Below are 17,326 nucleotides of genomic sequence, written 5' to 3'. Positions count from 1 at the left end.
TTATGGATCATACTGGAGGTGAGTCGATGAAACGTCGTGCCTTTCTGTCCCTTGCGACCGCGCTGTCTGCGGCCGCCTCGCTTGGTGCGCGCCGCGCCCATGCAGCACCTGCGCCCAGCTTTACCTTCCCCTCGGTCGATGGCGGCATGCTGGACACCGGCCAGTGGCGCGGGCGTCCGGTGCTGGTCATCAACACCGCCTCGCTGTGCGGCTTTTCGGGCCAGCTGCGCGAGATGCAGACCCTGCACGAGACCTATGGCCCGCGCGGTCTGGTCGTGCTGGCGGTGTCCTCGAATGACTTCAATCAGGAGCTGGCGACCGGCGCCGAGGCCCGCGCCTATTGCGAGATGGAATATGGCATCGACCTGCCGATGACCGACATTCTGCCGGTCGCCAAGGGCGAGGTGCACCCGTTCTATGGCTGGCTGCGGCAGGAAACCGGCTTTGTGCCCAAGTGGAACTTCGCCAAGGTGCTGCTGGGCCCCGAAGGTCAGATTCTGGGTACCTGGGGGTCGTTCACGCGCCCCGGCTCTGGCGGGATCACCGCAGGGTTTGCGCCATACCTGTCCAGCTGAGGCGCTACCACGGCACCACCTGACCCTTCCAGTCGCGAAAGCTGCCGGTATCCTCGGGTGTCAGCGTGTCGATCACGGCCAGCAGCGCCCCGGCACTGTGGTCGGGGGTGATGGTCGGATAGCGGCTGGCGTATTTCGCCGTCAGCGGCGTTTCCACGGTGCCGGGATGCAGCGCGACCAGCACCGCGCGCGGGTTGCGGCGACGCCATTCTATCGCCGCCGTGCGGATGATCTGGTTCTGGGCAGCCTTGGCGGCGCGATAGGCGACCCAGCCCCCCAGCCCGTTATCCCCGATCGACCCCACCCGCGCCGACAGTGAGGCCAGCACCGGCCGCCCCGCACGCGCCAGCAGCGGCGCGAAATGCCGGATCACCAGCGCCACCCCGGTCGCGTTCAGCGCGAATTGCGCGGCCATGGCATCGGCCTCCACCGCATCCATGGATTTCTCGGGACCGCGCCCGCCGATGACCAATGCGCCGGTGGCGTTGACGATCAGATCAAAGCTGCGCCCCTCCAGCGCCTGCGCGTGGGCTGCAATCGTGTCGGGCCGGGTCAGGTCCAGCCCGTCGGCGCTGCGCGACAGACCGGTGACCTGCGCCCCCTGCGCGCTCAGTCGCGCGGCCAGTGCGCCGCCGACCCCGCCCGAGGCGCCAAGTATCAGCGCGCGCGTCAGGCCAGCCACCGCGTCACCGTCACCCCGGCCCAGGCCGACAGCCCGGTCAGCAGACCGCCCCAGGCCGTATCCAGCGCGACCTGTTGCAGCGACCAGTCGCGCAGCGTGGCATAGTTGGTGAATTCATAGGTGCCATAGCACATCAGCCCGATCAGCGCGCCGCCCAGCAGGGCCTGCATTGGCGCATTCGCCCGCAGCGCCGGAAGTGATACGAAATACAAAACGCCCCCGATATAGAAGGCATAAAACAGCGCGGCGGGGCCAAGCCGGAACGGATCGGCCAGCAGGTGACCGACATGGCGCTCGAATACGGGGCGGATGATCTGTGTGATCCCCACCACGTCGATGGCCAGAAAGATCACCAGTGTCGCGACATAGAGAACCAGTATCTGCATCGGATCAGCCTTTCAGTTGCTCGTAAGCGGTCAGCGCCCGCGCCCGGCCCTCGGCCAGCGAGATGACGGGCATGGGCTGGCGCGCAAGGTCGATCTGCCATGACCGGGGGGCGGCGGCGGCGAAATCGCGCGCGCCACCTGAATCCGCGCGCAGCCAGTGATTGCGATAGCCGCAGCCGGGGTCGAACTTGTCGCCCTGCCCGTCGGGGTTGAAGACCCGGAAATAGGGCGAGGCATCGGGGCCGCAGCCCGCCACCCATTGCCAGTTCATCGCATTCGAGGCCGCGTCCCAATCGGTCAGGCAGCGGGCGAACCAGTCCAGCCCGACGCGCCAGTCGGTCAGCAGATGCTTGGTCAGATAGCTGGCGGTGATCATCCGCACGCGGTTGTGCATCTGGCCGGTCACGAACATCTCGCGCATGCCGGCATCGACCATTGCGACGCCGGTTTGCGCGCGACGCCAGCGCTCGGCACTGTCATTGTCGCGCTTCCATGGAAAACGGTTCCATTCCTCGCGCCAGCAGGTCTCCGGCATCTGCGGCGCGTCATGCAGCAACTCGCGCGCGAATTCGCGCCAGGCCAGTTCCGACAGGAACGTCTCGGTGCCGGGGCGGCCCTCATGCAGCGCGGGCAGGGCGCGGTGCCAGATGCGGCGGGCGCTGATCTCGCCCACGGCCAGCGCATCGGCCAGACCCGAGGTCGCGCGGGGGCGGAACGGGTGGTTGCGATGCTCGGCATAGTCGGGTAGCGGGCCGTCCAGAAACTCGTCCAGCCGGGCATGGGCCTCATCCTCGCCGGGGCGGGTATGGGCGGCGACGATGTCCCAGCCCCGGACCATCGCGGCGCGGGCCTCGGGCCAGTCGGTGCCGTCGCTGTCGGGCCAATGCGCGGGCGCGGACAGGCGCGGGATGTCCAGCGGCGCCGCGATGTCCTGCTGGCGCAGCGCCTTCCAGAACGGCGTGAACACCCGGTAAAGGCCCCCGGTCTGCGTGCGGACCGAGGCGCGTTCGACCAGATCCGCCAGCGGGTGCAGATGCAGCACGGCGCCGCCACGTCCGGCGGCTGCGGCCAGCCCGTGGTCGCCGGCAAAGGGAAAGCCGGTCGTCGTGTGGATCTCGGCGGCGCCGGTCTCTCGCGCCAGCGCCTCCAGCACAGTCGCCGGGTCGCCGCGCCGCACGATCAGGCGGCTTTGGCGCTGGTGCAGCGCAGCCTCCAGCCGGGGCAGGGACAGGGCCTGACGCTCGGCGCTGGCGGGGTGGTCGCGGGCCTCACCGGGGTCCAGGATGACCAGCGGAATGACCGCGCCCGCGCGTGCGGCGGCCACCAGCGCGGGGTGATCGTCCAGACGCAGTGCGCGCCGAAACCAGCAGATGACTGTCATATCGTGCCTTTCCTTGGTGCAGAACCACGCGCACAGACCGCGATTAGTTTCATGACAACGCAGATCATTTTCCGGCAAGGGGATGCGCGGCATTGTCACACCCGCGCGGGGTGGTATAGCTGAAAGCCCTTTCCCGCCCCCGAAAGCCCTGCCGCCGTGACCGATCCTGCGCCCCGAACCGGCTTTGTCTCACTGGTCTCTGCCGGGCCGGGCGATCCTGAGCTGCTGACGCTGAAGGCCGCAAGGCGGCTGGCCGAGGCCGAGGTGGTGCTGTTTGACGATCTGGCCTCGGGGTCGGTGCTGGACCATGCCAACCCGCAGGCCGAGATGATCGCGGTGGGCAAGCGCGCGGGCCGCCCCTCGGCGCGGCAGGAGGCGGTGAACCGGCTGATCGTCGAACATGCCTTGCAGGGGCGGCGGGTGGTGCGGCTGAAATCGGGCGATGCGGGCATTTTCGGGCGGCTGGAAGAAGAGCTGGTGGCGCTGGCAAAGGCCGGAATTCCCTGCGAAATCGTCCCCGGCGTGACCACGGCCAGCGCGGCGGCGGCGGCGGCGGGGATGCCGCTGACGCGGCGGCTGACGGCGCGGCGGGTGCAGTTCGTGACCGGCGCCGATGTGACCGGGCAGTTGCCGCAGGACGTGAACTGGGCCGCGCTGGCCGATCCGCATGCGACGACCGCCGTCTTCATGGGCCAGCGCAGCTTTCCCGCGCTGGTGGCGGGGCTGCGCGCGCATGGCCTGCCGGGCGACACGCCCGCCCTGCTGGCCGAGGCCGTGGGCCACCCCCATCAGCGGCTGGTCCACACCACCATCGCGGCGCTGGCCCGGCAGATGGAAACGGCGGTCGCGGATCAGCCCGCACTGATCCTTTATGGCCCCCTCGCCATCGCGGATCCCGCAGGCGAGTCCGCTGATAATGCTTAATGTTCTGTAAATAATCGCATTTCCATAAAATCTGCTGTATTCGGGGGGTGTTCAGGCGGGGGGCTGGCGGGCATTCTGTCGGGGAAGGTGCCGGACTGTCCGGCCACATCACACCCGTTGAGCGCATGATCACCTATCATCACGTGACCACTTTCGGGGTCACGCAACCTTTATGGCTGTCCAATATCACCGATCTGGCAATCGTCGAATCGGGGGGGCGCTATGTGCTGGTCGCGGCAACCCATATCGGCGGCGGCGTCTCCAGCTATCAGATCACCGACCCCGACACGCCGCTGGCCCAGCTGGGCACGCGCCCCTATCTGGACAGCTATACCTATCAGGGCACGCCCGACATTTCGGTGGTCCAGGCGGGCGACCGCGTCATGCTGCATCTGGGCGAGCTGGGCGGCGTGGCCACGCGCGGGATCGAACTGACGCCGGGGACCGGCGCGCTGGCCCCGTTCGTGACGCTGTTTCCGTCCGGGATGCCGCCGGGCAGGATTTCCGCGCTGGAGCAGGTCTCGACGCCGCAGGGCGAATTCGTGCTGTCGGCCCGCGGCGACGGGCTGACACTGACTGTACACCGGATGGCACCGGATGGTGCACTGACGCTGCGGTCGACGCTGACCATCCCGGCGCCTGCGGGCGCGGCGCCGAACGCTTCGATCGACCAACTGATGACGACCGAGGTGGATGGCCAGCGGATCATCGTGGCCATCTCGGGGAACGGCAATTTCGTCTCGACCCACCTTCTGGCCGAAAGCGGGCATCTGGGGCCGGGGGCGGTCCATCTGTCGGCGCAGGGTATGGGATATGACCGGCCCAACGGCGCCGAAATCGTGCAGTTCGGGGGGCAGACCTATCTGATCGTGTCGGGCGCGGGGTCAAGCTCGCTGTCCGTGTTCCGCATGGACGGGCAGGGACGGCTGACCGGCACCGACCATGTGGTCGACGAGCTGACGACCCGCTTTCAGTCGGCCACCGCGCTGGAGACGGTGGTGCTGGACGGGCGCGCCTTTGTCTTTGTCGGCGGGGCCGATGACGGGATCACGGTCTTTACCCTGATGCCCAACGGCCGGCTGGTGCATCTGACGACGATCGCCGACAGCAACACCACCACGCTGGCCGATGTCAGCGCGATCAGGGCCGTGGCGAACGACGGCCGGATCATGCTGTTCGTGACCAGCGCGACCGAGACCGGGATCACCCAGTTCACCTTTGACCCCGGCGCCATCGGCACCACGGCGATGGCGGGCAGCGGCATCCAGCAGGGGGGCAGCCGGGGCGACATGCTGCTGGCCACCCCCGGCACCACCCGGCTGGACGGCGGGGCGGGCAACGACATTCTGGTTGCGGGCGCCAGCCCTGTCACACTGACGGGCGGCGAGGGGGCGGATATTTTCGTGCCCTCGCGCATTCAGGGCCGCATCACCATCAGCGATTACGAACACGGCGTCGATCATCTGGACATGTCGCATCTGGGCATGATCCGCAGCGTCTGGCAATTGCGCTTTATCCCGACCGACACCGGAATCACGATCCTCTACGGCGAGACGATTCTGGACATCCACACACGCGACGGGCGGTCGCTGTCCATCAGCGACTTCTCGAACGCGTCGCTTTTTCCGGTCGCGCATTACCTGCTGCCCCAGGTCGATCCGACCCGTATCCGCCCCGAAGACACGCCCTCGGACGCGCCCGAATGGCTGTTTGGCACCGAGGGGGCAGATCTGCTGGTCGGCGGCATGCGCCCGGAACTGATTCAGGCCGGAGGGGGCAATGACACGATCTCGGCCGGGGGCGGCAATGATACGGTGCGCGCCGGACCCGGCAACGATCTGGTCCGTGGCGGTGAGGGCGATGACCTGATCTATGGCGGTCCGGGCGCCGACACGCTGTTCGGCGATGCCGGAGACGACGTGATCCATGGCGAGGATGGCCATGACCTGATCTATGGCGGCGACGGCAACGACACGCTTTATGGCGGCTGGGGCAACGATCTGATCTATGGCGGCCGGGGCCATGACGCCCTTTACGGCGGCGGCGGCAACGACACCCTGTCGGGCGAGGACGGCAACGATTACCTCGAAGCGCTGACGGGAAACAACCGCCTGCTGGGCGGGGCGGGCAACGACACGCTGATCGCCGGGATCGGGGCCGATTACCTCAATGGCGGCAGCGGCAATGACCTGCTGCGGGGCGGCGCGGGCAATGACACGCTTCTGGGCGAGGACGGCGACGACACGCTGTGGGGCGAGGACGGCAACGACTATCTGGACGGCGGGTCCGGCAACGATCACCTCCATGGCGGCGACGGCAATGACACCCTGCGCGGCGGCAGCGGCAATGACCGGCTGCATGGTGACGCGGGCAACGACCAGCTTCTGGGCGATGACGGCAACGATACGCTGTGGGGGGGGCTGGGCGATGACACGCTGCGCGGGGGCAGGGGCAACGATCTGCTCTGGGGCGGGGACGGGCGCGACATTCTGTACGGCGATGATGGCAACGACATTCTGCATGGCGAAGACGGCAATGACGATCTGCATGGCGGGCAGGGCAATGACACGCTTTACGGCGGCCCGGGCAATGACCGGCTGTGGGGCGATGACGGGAATGACTGGATGTCGGGCGGGACAGGCAATGATTCGCTGTGGGGCGGGGCGGGCAACGACACGATGCTGGGCGATGAGGGCAATGACCTGCTGGTCTCGTTCGTGGGCAACAACACCTTCGATGGCGGCGAGGGCAATGACACGATCCGGGCCGGGGGCGGCGCCGACATCATTCAGGGCGGCCCCGGCAATGATCTGGTCTTTGCCGGACCGGGCAATGATCTGATCTTTGGCGGCGATGGCAACGATGTGCTGCATGGCGGCCCCGGCGATGACCGGATCTATGGCGGCCCCGGCGACGACCGGGTGTTTGCCGGTCCGGGCCATGACACGGTATGGGGCGGTCCGGGCAATGACACGCTGCACGGCGGCATCGGCTTTGATCTCATCTTTGCCGGTCCAGGAAACGACCGCGTCTTTGGCGGCCCCGGCAATGACACGCTGCACGGCGGTCCGGGCGATGACCGGCTGGAAGGGGGTCTGGGCGATGACCGGATGTTCGGCGGGCCGGGCCATGACTGGCTGCATGCCGGTCCGGGCAATGATCTGGTGCTGGGCGGTCTGGGCCATGACTGGCTGTGGGGAGGCGAGGGGAATGACACGCTGGAGGGCGGTCCGGGTCATGACACATTGCTGGGTGGTCCGGGCAATGATCTGCTGCGCGGTCAGATGGGATGGGACCGGCTGGATGGCGGCGCGGGCAATGACACGCTTGTCGGCGGGCTGGGGTCCGACACGCTGATCGGCGGTCCGGGGCGCGATCTGTTCCGCTATCTGGGCCGCGAGGACAGCCGCCCCCACGCCCCCGACCTGATCCTCGACTTCACCCGCGGCGAAGATCGCATCGACCTGAGCTTTCTGGGCGGGGTCAGCTATGTCGGGCGCAGCGGCCATAGCGGCGACCGCTCGGTCCGCTGGCAGAGCAGCAATGGCGAAACGCAGGTCTGGATCGACCTCGACGGCGACCGCCGGTCCGACATGCTGATCCGCCTTCAGGGCGATTACACTCTGAACAGCGATGACTTCCTGCTCTAGCCCGCCAGTCTCAGTGCCGCCCATCGCGCGGCATCGGCCACCGCCGGGTCCGGATCATCCGCCAGCCCCTGCACCACGTCCCGCAAGGCGGGCATCCCGGAATTCCCGATCGCATACAAAACGTTGCGCACAAACCGGTCGCGCCCGATCCGCTTGATCGGACTGCCCGAAAACCGCGCCCGGAACCCGGCATCGTCCAGCACCGCCAGTTCGGCCAGCGGCGGCGCGTCGATGATCCCGCGATAGCGCATCTCGGCCCCCGCCTGCGCGAACTTGTTCCACGGGCAGACGGCCAGACAATCGTCGCAGCCATAGATGCGGTTGCCCATCAGGGCGCGCAAGTCAGGCTCCACCGGCCCCTTGTGCTCGATCGTCAGATAGGAAATGCAGCGCCGCGCATCCAGCTGAAACGGCGCCGGAAAGGCGGCGGTCGGGCAGATGTCCAGACAGGCGCGGCACGACCCGCAATGCTCGCGCTCGGGCGCATCGGCGGGCAGGGGCAGTGTGGTGAAGATCGCACCCAGAAAGAACCAGCTGCCCAGATCGCGTGACAGCAGATTGGTGTGCTTGCCCTGCCAGCCCAGCCCGGCGGCCTGCGCCAGCGGCTTTTCCATCACCGGCGCCGTGTCCACGAACACCTTAATCTGGTGCCCCGGCGCCCGCTCCAGCATCCAGCGCCCCAGCCGCTTCAGCCGCTTCTTGACCAGATCGTGGTAATCGCGCCCCTGCGCATAAACGCTGACAGCGGCGCGATCAGGCTGCTCCAGCACCGCCAGCGGGTCGCCCTCGGGCGTATACAGTTCCGCCAGCATGATGACCGACTGCGCCTCGGGCCACAGCGCGGCGGGATCGGCCCGCCATGCGGTTCGCTCGGCCATCCAGCCCATCTGGCCATGCCGCCCGGCCTCCAGAAACGCCGCCAGCCGCGCGGGCAGCTCCGGCACCGCATCGGGCCGCGTCACCCGCATCGCCGCAAAGCCGGCCGCAACCGCCTCGGCCGCGATCTCATCCTTTGCCTTGGTCCAAATATCCTCGGGGGGTCCGGGGGGCGAAGCGCCCCCGGCCATCGCGGGACGCATCCGCCCCGCCGGCGGCTTACCCGAAATCCAGCTCGGCATAATGCGGCGCCGGATGAATGCCCGGCACCTGATCGGCCAGAACCGAGCGGAAGGCCGGCCGCGACTTGATCGTCGCATACCAGTCGCGCAGCGCCTCGGACCGGTCCCAGTCCACATCCGAGATGTAGTCGAGGCACGAAAAATGCGCGGCGGCGGTGAAATCGGCCAGGCTCAGCGTATTGCCCGCCAGCCAGCGCCGCGTCTCCAGCAGCGCGCTGAGATAGTCGATATGCTCCTTGATCGCGCGCAGCCCGTCCTTGACGATGCGGCTGTCGGGATAGCCCGCCCGCATCAGCTTTTTCCACACCCGTTCGTTCATGATCGGCTGGGTGACCTCGGTATTGAACTTGTCGTCGAACCAGCTGCACAAGCGGCGCACCTCGTGGCGCTCCAGCGGCGTTCCGGGCATCAATGAGGGCGCGGGCACGGCCTCGTCCAGATATTCGATGATCGCCTGACTTTCCGCCAGCATATTGCCGCGATAGCGCAGCACCGGCAGCTTGCCTGCCGGGTTGCGGCGCTTCAGGTCGGGCGGATTGTCCCAGTAGCGTTCCTCGACCAGCTCGACCTCGATCTTCTTCTCGGCCAGCACCAGCCGCACCTTGCGGCAATAGGGCGACAGGGCGGTGTGATACAGTCGCGTGGTCTGCGTATTGTTATTCATGGACTGCTCGGGTCCCCTTCGTTTCGCAACCCGGCCTTGATACGCCTGCGCCCCCCGGCTTTCAACCGCAAGCCCCCGCACTGCAAGGTGCCCTGCAAGGCCCTGCCCGACCGGCTCAGAAACACGCGGCCCGCCCGTCGCGCAGGATCGTGGCCGCACCATCGGCAATCGCGCGCGAGCGGTCCGACGCCCGCTGCGGGCTGCGTGATTTCGGCGCCGGCAGGACCGCGGCCAGACGCGCCGCCTGCACCGGGGTCAGCCGGTCCGGCGTGGTGCCGAAATGTTCGCGTGCCGCGGCATGGATGCCAAAGACGCCGGGGCCGAATTCGGCGACGTTCAGATAGACCTCAAGGATGCGGCGCTTGGACCACAGCGCCTCGATCATGGGGGTCAGCAGGGTCTCGGCGGCCTTGCGGCCCCAACTGCGCTTTTGCCACAGAAACGCGTTCTTGGCCGTCTGCTGCGTCAGGGTCGAGGCGCCCCGACGCGAGCCCGAGGCCATGACCTTGCGGATTTCGGACATGTCAAAGCCCCAGTGCAGGCAGAAATTCGCGTCTTCGGCGGCCACAACCGACCGCGCCATGACCGGGGCAATGTCGTCCAGGGCCACCCATTCCCGCGCCACCAGCGGGTGGGTCCGGCGTTCACCAACCATGGTCCAGGTGAGTGGCGGGTTCACAAAGGCATAGACCGCGACCGAGCCGGTCAGCACCAGCACCAGCCGCAGCGCCAGCCAGCGCAGCCAGAACAGCCCGGCCCGCAACAGCCCGCGCGGGCGTGATGCGGGATCGGCGGCGTCCTCGGACGGCAGGGATTGTGACGCAAAAAGACGCATGAGAGCATGTCTCATGCGTCCGCCATCTGCGTCAAGCGCGCTGGCGCCCCGTCAGGCGCGTCAGTGCCGTGTCCGTCCGCCTAGTGGTGGTGTTCGGGCAGGGCTTTCAACTCGTCCTTGGTCCAGCGCGTCAGGCCATGGACCAGCCCGGTCTCGTCGCGCATCAGGTCCAGCTCGCGCACGGCGACCTGCACGGACCGGGCGCCGATGCCCAGAAAGCCGCCGACATCAATGATGACGCTCATCTCGGGGCCGGTCCCGTGGGTGTGGGTGATGGTGCCGACAGTCTGCTCTTCGGGGCCATAGACGGGTGCGCCGGTCAGCACGGCCTCGGTCAGTTCTTCGGCGCCAAGGCGGGGGTGGGTGGAATGGTCCATGATGTCTCCTCTTGCGGGTGTCATGGTCCAACCACCGGGATCGCCGCTTGTTCCCGACATTCCACTTGAGGAATGCGACAATCCGCCATGTGGCACCGCAGGGGCATTGCGCTATCTGTCATTTCAGGAATTACTGAAAATTCAGGAACGCGCGCATGAAGATTTCCCCCCTCCGACAGGAGTTCATTCTGCATTTCGGCGAGATGGGCTCTCGCTGGGGCATCAACCGCACGGTGGGGCGGGTCTATGCGCTGCTGTTTCTGGCCGATGATCCGCTTTGTGCCGATGACATCGTGACCGCGCTTGGGTTTTCGCGGTCGAACGTGTCGATGGCGTTGAAAGAGCTGCAAAGCTGGAACCTCGTCCGGCTGCGCCACCGCCCCGACGACCGGCGCGATTTCTTCACCACGCCCGACGATCTGTGGGAGATTGTCCGCACGCTGGTGGCCGAGCGCCGCAAGCGCGAGATCGACCCGACCCTGACCAAGCTGCGCGAACTGGCCATGACCGAGGCGGTGGCGGGTGATGAGGGCGCGCGGGCCCGCATCGACGAGCTGCGCGGCGTGATCGAACAGATGACACATTTCCATGATGAACTGAACCGGATGGAGACCGAACGCCTCGTTGCGCTGCTGAATATGGGCGCCCGCCTGAACCGCATGATCGAGGGGGCCGGGCGCCTGATCCCCTTCCGCAAGTCACAGGAGTAACCCGATGGACCCCCTGATCCTGTCGCGGATCCAGTTCGCGGCCAATATCTCGTTCCACATTCTGTTTCCGACCATCACCATCGCGCTTGGCTGGGTGCTGCTGTTCTTCAAGCTGCGCTTCAACGCCACCGGCGCCGAGAAATGGATGGATGCCTATCGCTTCTGGGTGAAGGTGTTCGCGCTGTCCTTCGCGCTTGGCGTCGTGTCGGGCATCACCATGTCGTTCCAGTTCGGCACCAACTGGCCGGGCTTCATGGAGAAGGTGGGCAATGTCGCGGGGCCGCTGCTGGCCTACGAGATTATGACCGCGTTCTTTCTTGAGGCCGCGTTTCTGGGCATCATGCTGTTCGGCTTTCGCCGGGTGCCGGGATGGCTGCACACCACGGCGACGCTGCTGGTGGCCTTTGGCACCACCCTGTCGGCCTTCTGGATTCTGGCGCTGAACAGCTGGATGCACACGCCTGCCGGGTTCGAGCTGCGCGACGGCGTGGTTCATGCGACCGACTGGTTCGCGATCGTCTTCAACCCCTCGATGCCCTACCGGCTGGTGCATATGCTGCTGGCCTCGGGGCTGACGGTGGCGTTCCTGATCGCGGGTCTGTCGGCTTTGCGCTGGATCTGGGGCGACCGGGGCGATGAGGTGCGCGCCACCCTGCGCGTCGGCGCGACCGTCGCGGCGGTGCTGATCCCGCTTCAGATCCTTGCGGGCGATTTCCACGGGCTGAACACGCTGGAGCATCAGCCCGCCAAGGTCGCCGCGATGGAGGCCAACTGGGAGACGCAGCCCCGCGTGCCGCTGGTGCTGTTCGCCCTGCCGGATCAGGAGGCGCGCGAGAACCGCTTCGAGGTGGCGATCCCCGGCATGGCCTCGGTCATCCTCAAGCATCATCTGGACGGGGTCGTGCCCGGCCTGAACGATTTCGTCTCCGAGGATGGCGTGATCGAACATCCCCCTGTCGCGCCGGTGTTCTTTGCCTTTCGCGTGATGGTGGGGCTTGGCTTTGCGATGCTGGCGCTGTCGTGGTCGGCCCTGTGGCTGATGCGGCGCGGGCGCGGCATCGACGGGCTGCCCCGGCTGTGGATCTATGGCTTTGCGGGCATGGCGTTTTCCGGCTGGGTCGCCACGCTGGCGGGCTGGTACACGACCGAGATCGGGCGCCAGCCCTGGCTGGTGACCGGCGTTCTGACCACGCGCGAGGCGGTGGCCGACGTGTCGGGCGGCATGGTCCTGTCCACGCTGCTGGCCTATCTGGCGGTCTATGGCTTCCTGATCGCGGCCTATATCGGCACGCTGACCTATCTGGCGCGCAAGGCCAGCGCCGGCGATCATCGTCTGAACCCCGACCCGGCCCCGCGCGATGCGGGTGTCGAGATCCTCAAGCCTGCGGAGTGATGCCATGATGACCCTGTTCGGAGACCCGGCCATCTGGCTGCCCTTTGCCTTTGCCGTGCTGATGGGCATCTCGATCCTTGTCTATGTCGTGCTGGACGGCTTTGATCTGGGGGTGGGCCTGCTGTTCCCCTTCGCCACGCCAGAGGAACGCGACCGCATGGTCGCCTCGATCGGGCCGTTCTGGGATGCCAACGAGACCTGGCTGGTCATGGCGATCGGGTTGCTGCTGGTGGCCTTTCCGGTCGCGCATGGCATTATCCTGACCGCGCTGTACCTGCCGGTCGCGGTGATGCTGATCGGTCTGATCGTGCGCGGCGTCGCGTTCGAGTTCCGCGTCAAGGCGCCGACCCGCCACCGGGGCGCCTGGAACAAGGCGTTCTTTGCGGGCAGCCTGATGGCCTCGCTGTCGCAGGGCTTCATGCTGGGGCTGTATGTGACGGGGCTGGTCATCACGCCCGCCACCATCGGCTTTGGGGTGCTGACGGCGCTGTTTCTGACCGTCGGCTACAGCTTTATCGGCGCCAGCTGGACCATCGCCAAGGCCGAGGGCGATCTGCAGCGCAAGGCCGTGGGCTGGGCGCGCGGCGGCATCTGGGGCGTGATCTGCGGGATCGGGGCGATTTCGCTGGCCACGCCGCTGATCAGCGGGCGCATCTGGGACAAGTGGTTCTCGTGGCCCGAGATCGTGTTTCTGTCGCCGCTGCCGGTCCTGTCGGCGGTGCTGCTGTATCTGCTGTGGCGCATTCTGGCGCGGCTGCCGCTGCCGGGTGACCGGCTGGCCTGGGCACCCTTTGCCATCGGCACGGGGCTGTTCATCATGGCCTTTGGCGGGCTGGCCTATTCCTTTTACCCCTATGTCGTGCCCGAGCGGATGACGATCTACGAATCCGCCTCGGCGCCGGAAAGCCTGATCATCATTCTGGTGGGGGCGCTGATCGTGCTGCCGATCATCGCGGCCTATTCGATCCTTGCCTATACCGTGTTCCGCGGCAAGGCCACGAACCTGACCTATTACTGAGGCGCCCCCTGCTGGCCAATCGCGGGCGTGGCGCCTAGCATGGCGCCACAGCCCTTGCGCCCGGAAGCCGCCCATGTCCCGACGCCTTTCTGCCCGCCGTCTCTTTGCCCGGCCCGCCGATGAACGCCTCTGACCTTGCCGCGCTGCGTCTGCTGGCGCGGGCCGGGGGGGCGCTGTGCACGCTGACCGGGATCGAGGGCAGCTTTTCGCGCGCCATCGGTGCCCATCTGGCGGTGGCGTGGGACGGGCGCATGGCGGGATCGCTGGCCGATGGCTGTCTTGAGGCCGAGCTGGCCTTGCAGGCCCGCGCGTTGCGGGGGCAGGGGGCGCGCCGGTTGCGCTATGGGCGCGGCTCGCCCGTCATCGACTTTCGCCTGCCCTGCGGCAGCGGGCTGGATGTGCTGATCGACCCCGCCCCCGACCGCCCTGCGATCCGCGCCGCCCTGCGCGCGCTGGCCGCCCGGCGCCCTGCGGTGCTGGCGCTGCCCGATCCGGTGCTGCCGCAGCGGCTGTGCCTGCCGCCGCTGCGGCTGGAGGCGTTCGGCGCCGGGCCGGAACTGACCGCACTGGGTCGGGTGGCGGCGGCATCGGGGATCGCCTGCCGCCTGCACCCGCAGCCGGGCCTGCCTGCGGGTCTTCCCCCGCCCGACCCGTGGACGGCGGTGCTGCTGCTGCATCACGACCATGACCGCGAGGCGCCGCTGCTGGACTGGGCGCTGGCCAGCCCGGCGTTTTTCATCGGCGCCATCGGCGGTGCCCGCATCCGCCAGCGCCGGGCCGCGCGGTTGGCACAGCGCCATCCGCCCGCGCAACTGGCGCGCCTGCGCAGCCCGGTGGGGCTGGCGCCCGCCAGCCGCGATCCGGCCACGCTGGCCCTGTCGGTCCTGTCCCATGTGGTGCGCGACTATCAGGCGCTGGCCGATGCGCGCGCGCGCGCTGCGGGGGCCGAGCACGCTTTACCCGGACGCGCCGATCCGTCAGAATCGCGCTGAACCGCGAACAAGGAGCCGCCATGACGGCAGCAGAGCCCGTGACGATCCTGACGATGAAATGGGGCACGCTCTATTCCTCGGATGATGTGAACCGGCTGGCGGCGCAGGTCGCGCGGCATCTGTCCCGCCCGCACCGCTTCGTCTGCTTTACCGATGATGCCACCGGGCTGGACGGGCGCATAACGGCGTTGCCCCTGCCCGAGCTGGGCCTGCCCGACGGCAGCCGCGACACGCGCTGGCGCAAGCTGGCGCTGTTCCGCCGCGATCTGGGCGGGCCGGAGGGTCCGGTGCTGTCGGGCACGGCGCTGTTTCTGGATCTGGATCTGGTGGTGGTCGATGACCTGACGCCGCTGTTCGACCATCCGGGCGCCTTCGTGATCCTGCGCGACGACGATCTGTTCCGCCCCAAGCCGCTGCGCCGCATCAACCCGGCGCGCGACCGGTTTCTGCATATGGTCGGCAATACCTCGGTCTTTCGCTTCCGCATCGGCGCCCATCCCGAGGTACTGGACAGCTATCTGGCCGATCCCGCCGCCGCCGCCCGCCGCTATGAGCATGAACAGCAGCTGGTCAGCGGCGTGCTGGACCGGCAGGGGCTGCTGACCTACTGGCCGCAGGGCTGGTGCGTCAGCTTCAAGAACCACTGCGTCGGGCGCGGGCTGGCCAGCTGGCTGCGCGATCCGGCCTGCCCCGATGGTGCCAGAATCGTGTTATTTGCGGGCGCGCCCAAGATGGCGGACGTTCTTGCCGGGCGCGGGGGCAAGTGGTATCGGCGCATCGGCAATATCGAGTGGCTGCGCAAGGCATGGGACCATCCCGCCTGAGCGCGTTCAAGGTTGATTTCAGACATGCTTATCATTACCGGATCTGACGACAACTACGTCCCCGGCGTCCTTGTGCTGATCGCTTCGGCGGCGATGCACAATCCCGGCGCGCGCTTTGCGGTGCTGGACATGGGCATTTCCGCCCCCAACCGCGCCCGGATCGACGCGCTTGGCCCCCGGCTGGGGGTCGAACTGCGGCGGATCGAGGTCTCGGGCGATGCCTTTGACCGGCTGCTGGTCAAGCGCGCGCATCTGACCCGCAGCGCCTTTCTGCGGCTGCTGATCCCCAGCCTGTTTCCGGACGAGACGCGGGCGATCTATATGGATTGCGACATGGTGGTGATGGGCGATCTGTCGCCCTTGCAGGCCGCAGATCTGGGTCAGAACCTGATTGCCGCCGTTGCCTGCCCCAGCCCCGACCCGATCGAGGTCGCGGCGACCGGCCATGTGATCGGCAGCTATGTGAATTCCGGCCTGCTGGTGATGAACCTGACCCTGTGGCGGGCCGAGGACACGGCGGCGGCCTGCACCGCATTGCTGTCCGATCCCGACCGCCCGCTGCTGAGCGAGGATCAGTCGGCCATCAACACCGTGACGCGCGGGCGCATCCTGCTGCTGGATGCGCGCTATAACGTCTATACCGATCCGTCATCGTACAAGCGTCTGGAAGAGTTTCCCTCTGATCCGGTCGTGCTGCATTTTGTCGTCAACAACAAGCCGTGGAACCTGCCCACGCCGCTTAGCCGTATCTGGCGCTTTCACGCGGCCCGGATTGCCGAGCTGATGCCCCCGGCCCGCAGGCTGACCATGCGGCGGCGGATTTCATTGGTCAACCGCAAGCGCAAGCTGCTGGTCGGGCTGGTGATCCGCAGCCCGAAATACCAGCTTCGGCGCAAGATCCTTGTCATGATGGAAAGCACCGTGACGCAGACCTATCTGCGCCGCGCCAGCGCACAGGCAGGATAGCGCGGGACCGCAACGGCCCCGCGCCGGGCACCCCTAGGCCGGGTCTTTGGCATAGCGCAGATAGGGCAGCTTGATGTCCAGCGGGCCGTATTTCGCCTGCGCCGCCGCGTCGTCCAGCGACAGGGCCACGATCACGTCCTGACCCGGCACCCAGTTGGCGGGGGTGGCGATCGGGTTGCCGTCGGTCTTGCGCACCGCGTCGAGCGCCCGCAGGATTTCCGCAAAGTTGCGGCCCACCGACATCGGATAGGTCATCGTCAGGCGCACCTTCTTGTCGGGGCCGATGATGAAGACGGTGCGGACGGTCGCCGAATGGGCGGGCGTGCGGCCCTCGGCCGGCAGGTAATATTCGGCGGGCAGCATGTCATAGGCCTTGGCCACGGTCAGGTCGCTGTCGTCGATGATCGCGAAATCGGCGGGCACGCCCGCAAGCTGCGAGATGTCGCGCTTCCATTTCGCGTGGTCGTCGACGCTGTCGACCGAGACGCCCAGAACCTTGGTGTTGCGGGCCTCGAATTCCGGGATCAGCTGCGCCACGGCGCCGAATTCGGTAGTGCAGACCGGCGTGAAATCGCGCGGATGGCTGAAGATGATCGCATAGCTGTCGCCGATCCAGTCGTGAAAGCGGATCTGGCCTTCGGTTGAATTGGCGGTGAAATCGGGGGCAATGTCATTGATGCGCAGGGACATGGGGTGTCCTTTCGGTTGGTTGCGTCCGCGTCAACATAAGCACGGTCACGCGGAATGCCAGTGCCGTCAGGTGGCCCGCTCTCGCGTGATCCTGATGGCGCCTCCGGCCTTGCGGCGGGCGTTGGCGGGTGACAGGCTCTG

At 67.4% G+C, this 17,326-nt stretch carries 17 protein-coding genes and 1 pseudogene; 10 read left to right on the top strand and 8 right to left on the bottom strand.

Annotated elements, in window-relative coordinates; translation table 11 throughout:
- Nucleotides 1-26: 26 nt before the first annotated feature.
- On the top strand, nt 27-575 hold the full coding sequence (locus ACK41U_RS04055; protein WP_409676325.1) for a glutathione peroxidase: 549 nt from the start codon (nt 27-29) through the stop codon (nt 573-575).
- Between the two features lie 4 nt (nt 576-579).
- On the opposite strand, the gene ACK41U_RS04050 is transcribed toward ACK41U_RS04055, so the two are convergent.
- From ACK41U_RS04050 to ACK41U_RS04040, 3 genes are read right to left on the bottom strand one after another with little or no spacing between them, the layout of a single operon-like run.
- Complete coding sequence (locus ACK41U_RS04050) at nt 580-1,257, bottom strand: SDR family NAD(P)-dependent oxidoreductase (protein ID WP_409676322.1); 678 nt, start codon at nt 1,255-1,257, stop codon at nt 580-582.
- Nucleotides 1,245-1,643 carry a DUF2177 family protein gene (locus tag ACK41U_RS04045; protein ID WP_409676319.1) on the bottom strand — a complete coding sequence of 133 codons (399 nt, stop codon included), beginning with the start codon at nt 1,641-1,643 and terminating at the stop codon, nt 1,245-1,247. Before ACK41U_RS04045 ends, ACK41U_RS04050 begins: the two co-directional genes overlap by 13 nt.
- Before the next feature lie 4 nt (nt 1,644-1,647).
- Nucleotides 1,648-3,024: a cryptochrome/photolyase family protein gene (locus ACK41U_RS04040; RefSeq protein WP_409676316.1), complete on the bottom strand. Its 1,377-nt coding sequence runs from the start codon at nt 3,022-3,024 to the stop codon at nt 1,648-1,650.
- A gap of 119 nt (nt 3,025-3,143) precedes the next feature.
- Between ACK41U_RS04040 and ACK41U_RS04035 the strand changes: the two are divergent.
- The 3 genes and pseudogenes from ACK41U_RS04035 to ACK41U_RS04025 form a co-directional block, all read left to right on the top strand.
- Nucleotides 3,144-3,194: pseudogene (locus ACK41U_RS04035) on the top strand (hypothetical protein); the annotation flags it as partial.
- Complete coding sequence (gene cobA, locus ACK41U_RS04030) at nt 3,181-3,948, top strand: uroporphyrinogen-III C-methyltransferase (protein ID WP_409676313.1); 768 nt, start codon at nt 3,181-3,183, stop codon at nt 3,946-3,948. The pseudogene ACK41U_RS04035 and the gene cobA, both read left to right, overlap by 14 nt.
- A gap of 125 nt (nt 3,949-4,073) precedes the next feature.
- On the top strand, nt 4,074-7,598 hold the full coding sequence (locus tag ACK41U_RS04025) for a M10 family metallopeptidase C-terminal domain-containing protein (RefSeq protein WP_409676310.1): 3,525 nt from the start codon (nt 4,074-4,076) through the stop codon (nt 7,596-7,598).
- On the opposite strand, the gene queG is transcribed toward ACK41U_RS04025, so the two are convergent.
- The 4 genes from queG to ACK41U_RS04005 form a co-directional block, all read right to left on the bottom strand.
- A complete protein-coding gene (queG, locus tag ACK41U_RS04020) occupies nt 7,595-8,665 on the bottom strand; it encodes a tRNA epoxyqueuosine(34) reductase QueG (RefSeq protein ID WP_409676307.1) in 1,071 nt (356 codons plus the stop codon). The genes ACK41U_RS04025 and queG overlap by 4 nt on opposite strands.
- A 28-nt stretch (nt 8,666-8,693) precedes the next feature.
- Entirely contained in the window at nt 8,694-9,380 is a 687-nt protein-coding gene (locus ACK41U_RS04015; protein WP_409676304.1) for a glutathione S-transferase family protein, read from the bottom strand.
- Nucleotides 9,381-9,495: 115 nt separating this feature from the next.
- On the bottom strand, nt 9,496-10,215 hold the full coding sequence (gene mtgA / locus ACK41U_RS04010) for a monofunctional biosynthetic peptidoglycan transglycosylase (protein WP_409676301.1): 720 nt from the start codon (nt 10,213-10,215) through the stop codon (nt 9,496-9,498).
- Between the two features lie 80 nt (nt 10,216-10,295).
- Entirely contained in the window at nt 10,296-10,592 is a 297-nt protein-coding gene (locus ACK41U_RS04005) for a PRC-barrel domain containing protein (RefSeq protein WP_409676298.1), read from the bottom strand.
- A gap of 155 nt (nt 10,593-10,747) precedes the next feature.
- Between ACK41U_RS04005 and ACK41U_RS04000 the strand changes: the two genes are divergently transcribed.
- The 6 genes from ACK41U_RS04000 (at nt 10,748) to ACK41U_RS03975 (ending at nt 16,495) form a co-directional block, all read left to right on the top strand.
- Nucleotides 10,748-11,302, top strand: a complete 555-nt coding sequence (locus tag ACK41U_RS04000; protein WP_409676295.1) for a GbsR/MarR family transcriptional regulator — start codon at nt 10,748-10,750, stop codon at nt 11,300-11,302.
- Between the two features lie 4 nt (nt 11,303-11,306).
- Nucleotides 11,307-12,695, top strand: a complete 1,389-nt coding sequence (locus tag ACK41U_RS03995; RefSeq protein ID WP_409676292.1) for a cytochrome ubiquinol oxidase subunit I — start codon at nt 11,307-11,309, stop codon at nt 12,693-12,695.
- A 7-nt stretch (nt 12,696-12,702) separates the two neighbouring features.
- Complete coding sequence (locus ACK41U_RS03990; RefSeq protein WP_409676289.1) at nt 12,703-13,713, top strand: cytochrome d ubiquinol oxidase subunit II; 1,011 nt, start codon at nt 12,703-12,705, stop codon at nt 13,711-13,713.
- A 119-nt stretch (nt 13,714-13,832) separates the two neighbouring features.
- Nucleotides 13,833-14,705 carry an XdhC family protein gene (locus ACK41U_RS03985; protein WP_409676286.1) on the top strand — a complete coding sequence of 291 codons (873 nt, stop codon included), beginning with the start codon at nt 13,833-13,835 and terminating at the stop codon, nt 14,703-14,705.
- 20 nt (nt 14,706-14,725) lie between these two features.
- Nucleotides 14,726-15,529 carry a hypothetical protein gene (locus ACK41U_RS03980; protein ID WP_409676283.1) on the top strand — a complete coding sequence of 268 codons (804 nt, stop codon included), beginning with the start codon at nt 14,726-14,728 and terminating at the stop codon, nt 15,527-15,529.
- A gap of 24 nt (nt 15,530-15,553) precedes the next feature.
- Nucleotides 15,554-16,495, top strand: coding sequence for a glycosyltransferase family 8 protein (locus tag ACK41U_RS03975; RefSeq protein ID WP_409676280.1), 942 nt, complete (start codon nt 15,554-15,556; stop codon nt 16,493-16,495).
- 33 nt (nt 16,496-16,528) lie between these two features.
- Here ACK41U_RS03975 and ACK41U_RS03970 read toward each other — a convergent pair whose 3' ends face one another.
- Entirely contained in the window at nt 16,529-17,185 is a 657-nt protein-coding gene (locus ACK41U_RS03970) for a peroxiredoxin (protein ID WP_409676277.1), read from the bottom strand.
- Between the last annotated feature and the right edge of the window lie 141 nt (nt 17,186-17,326).

It is taken from the genome of Paracoccus sp. (in: a-proteobacteria), from assembly GCF_046289755.1.
Classification (GTDB): Bacteria; Pseudomonadota; Alphaproteobacteria; order Rhodobacterales; family Rhodobacteraceae; genus Paracoccus.
This window is presented reverse-complemented; position numbering and strand designations above follow the sequence as displayed.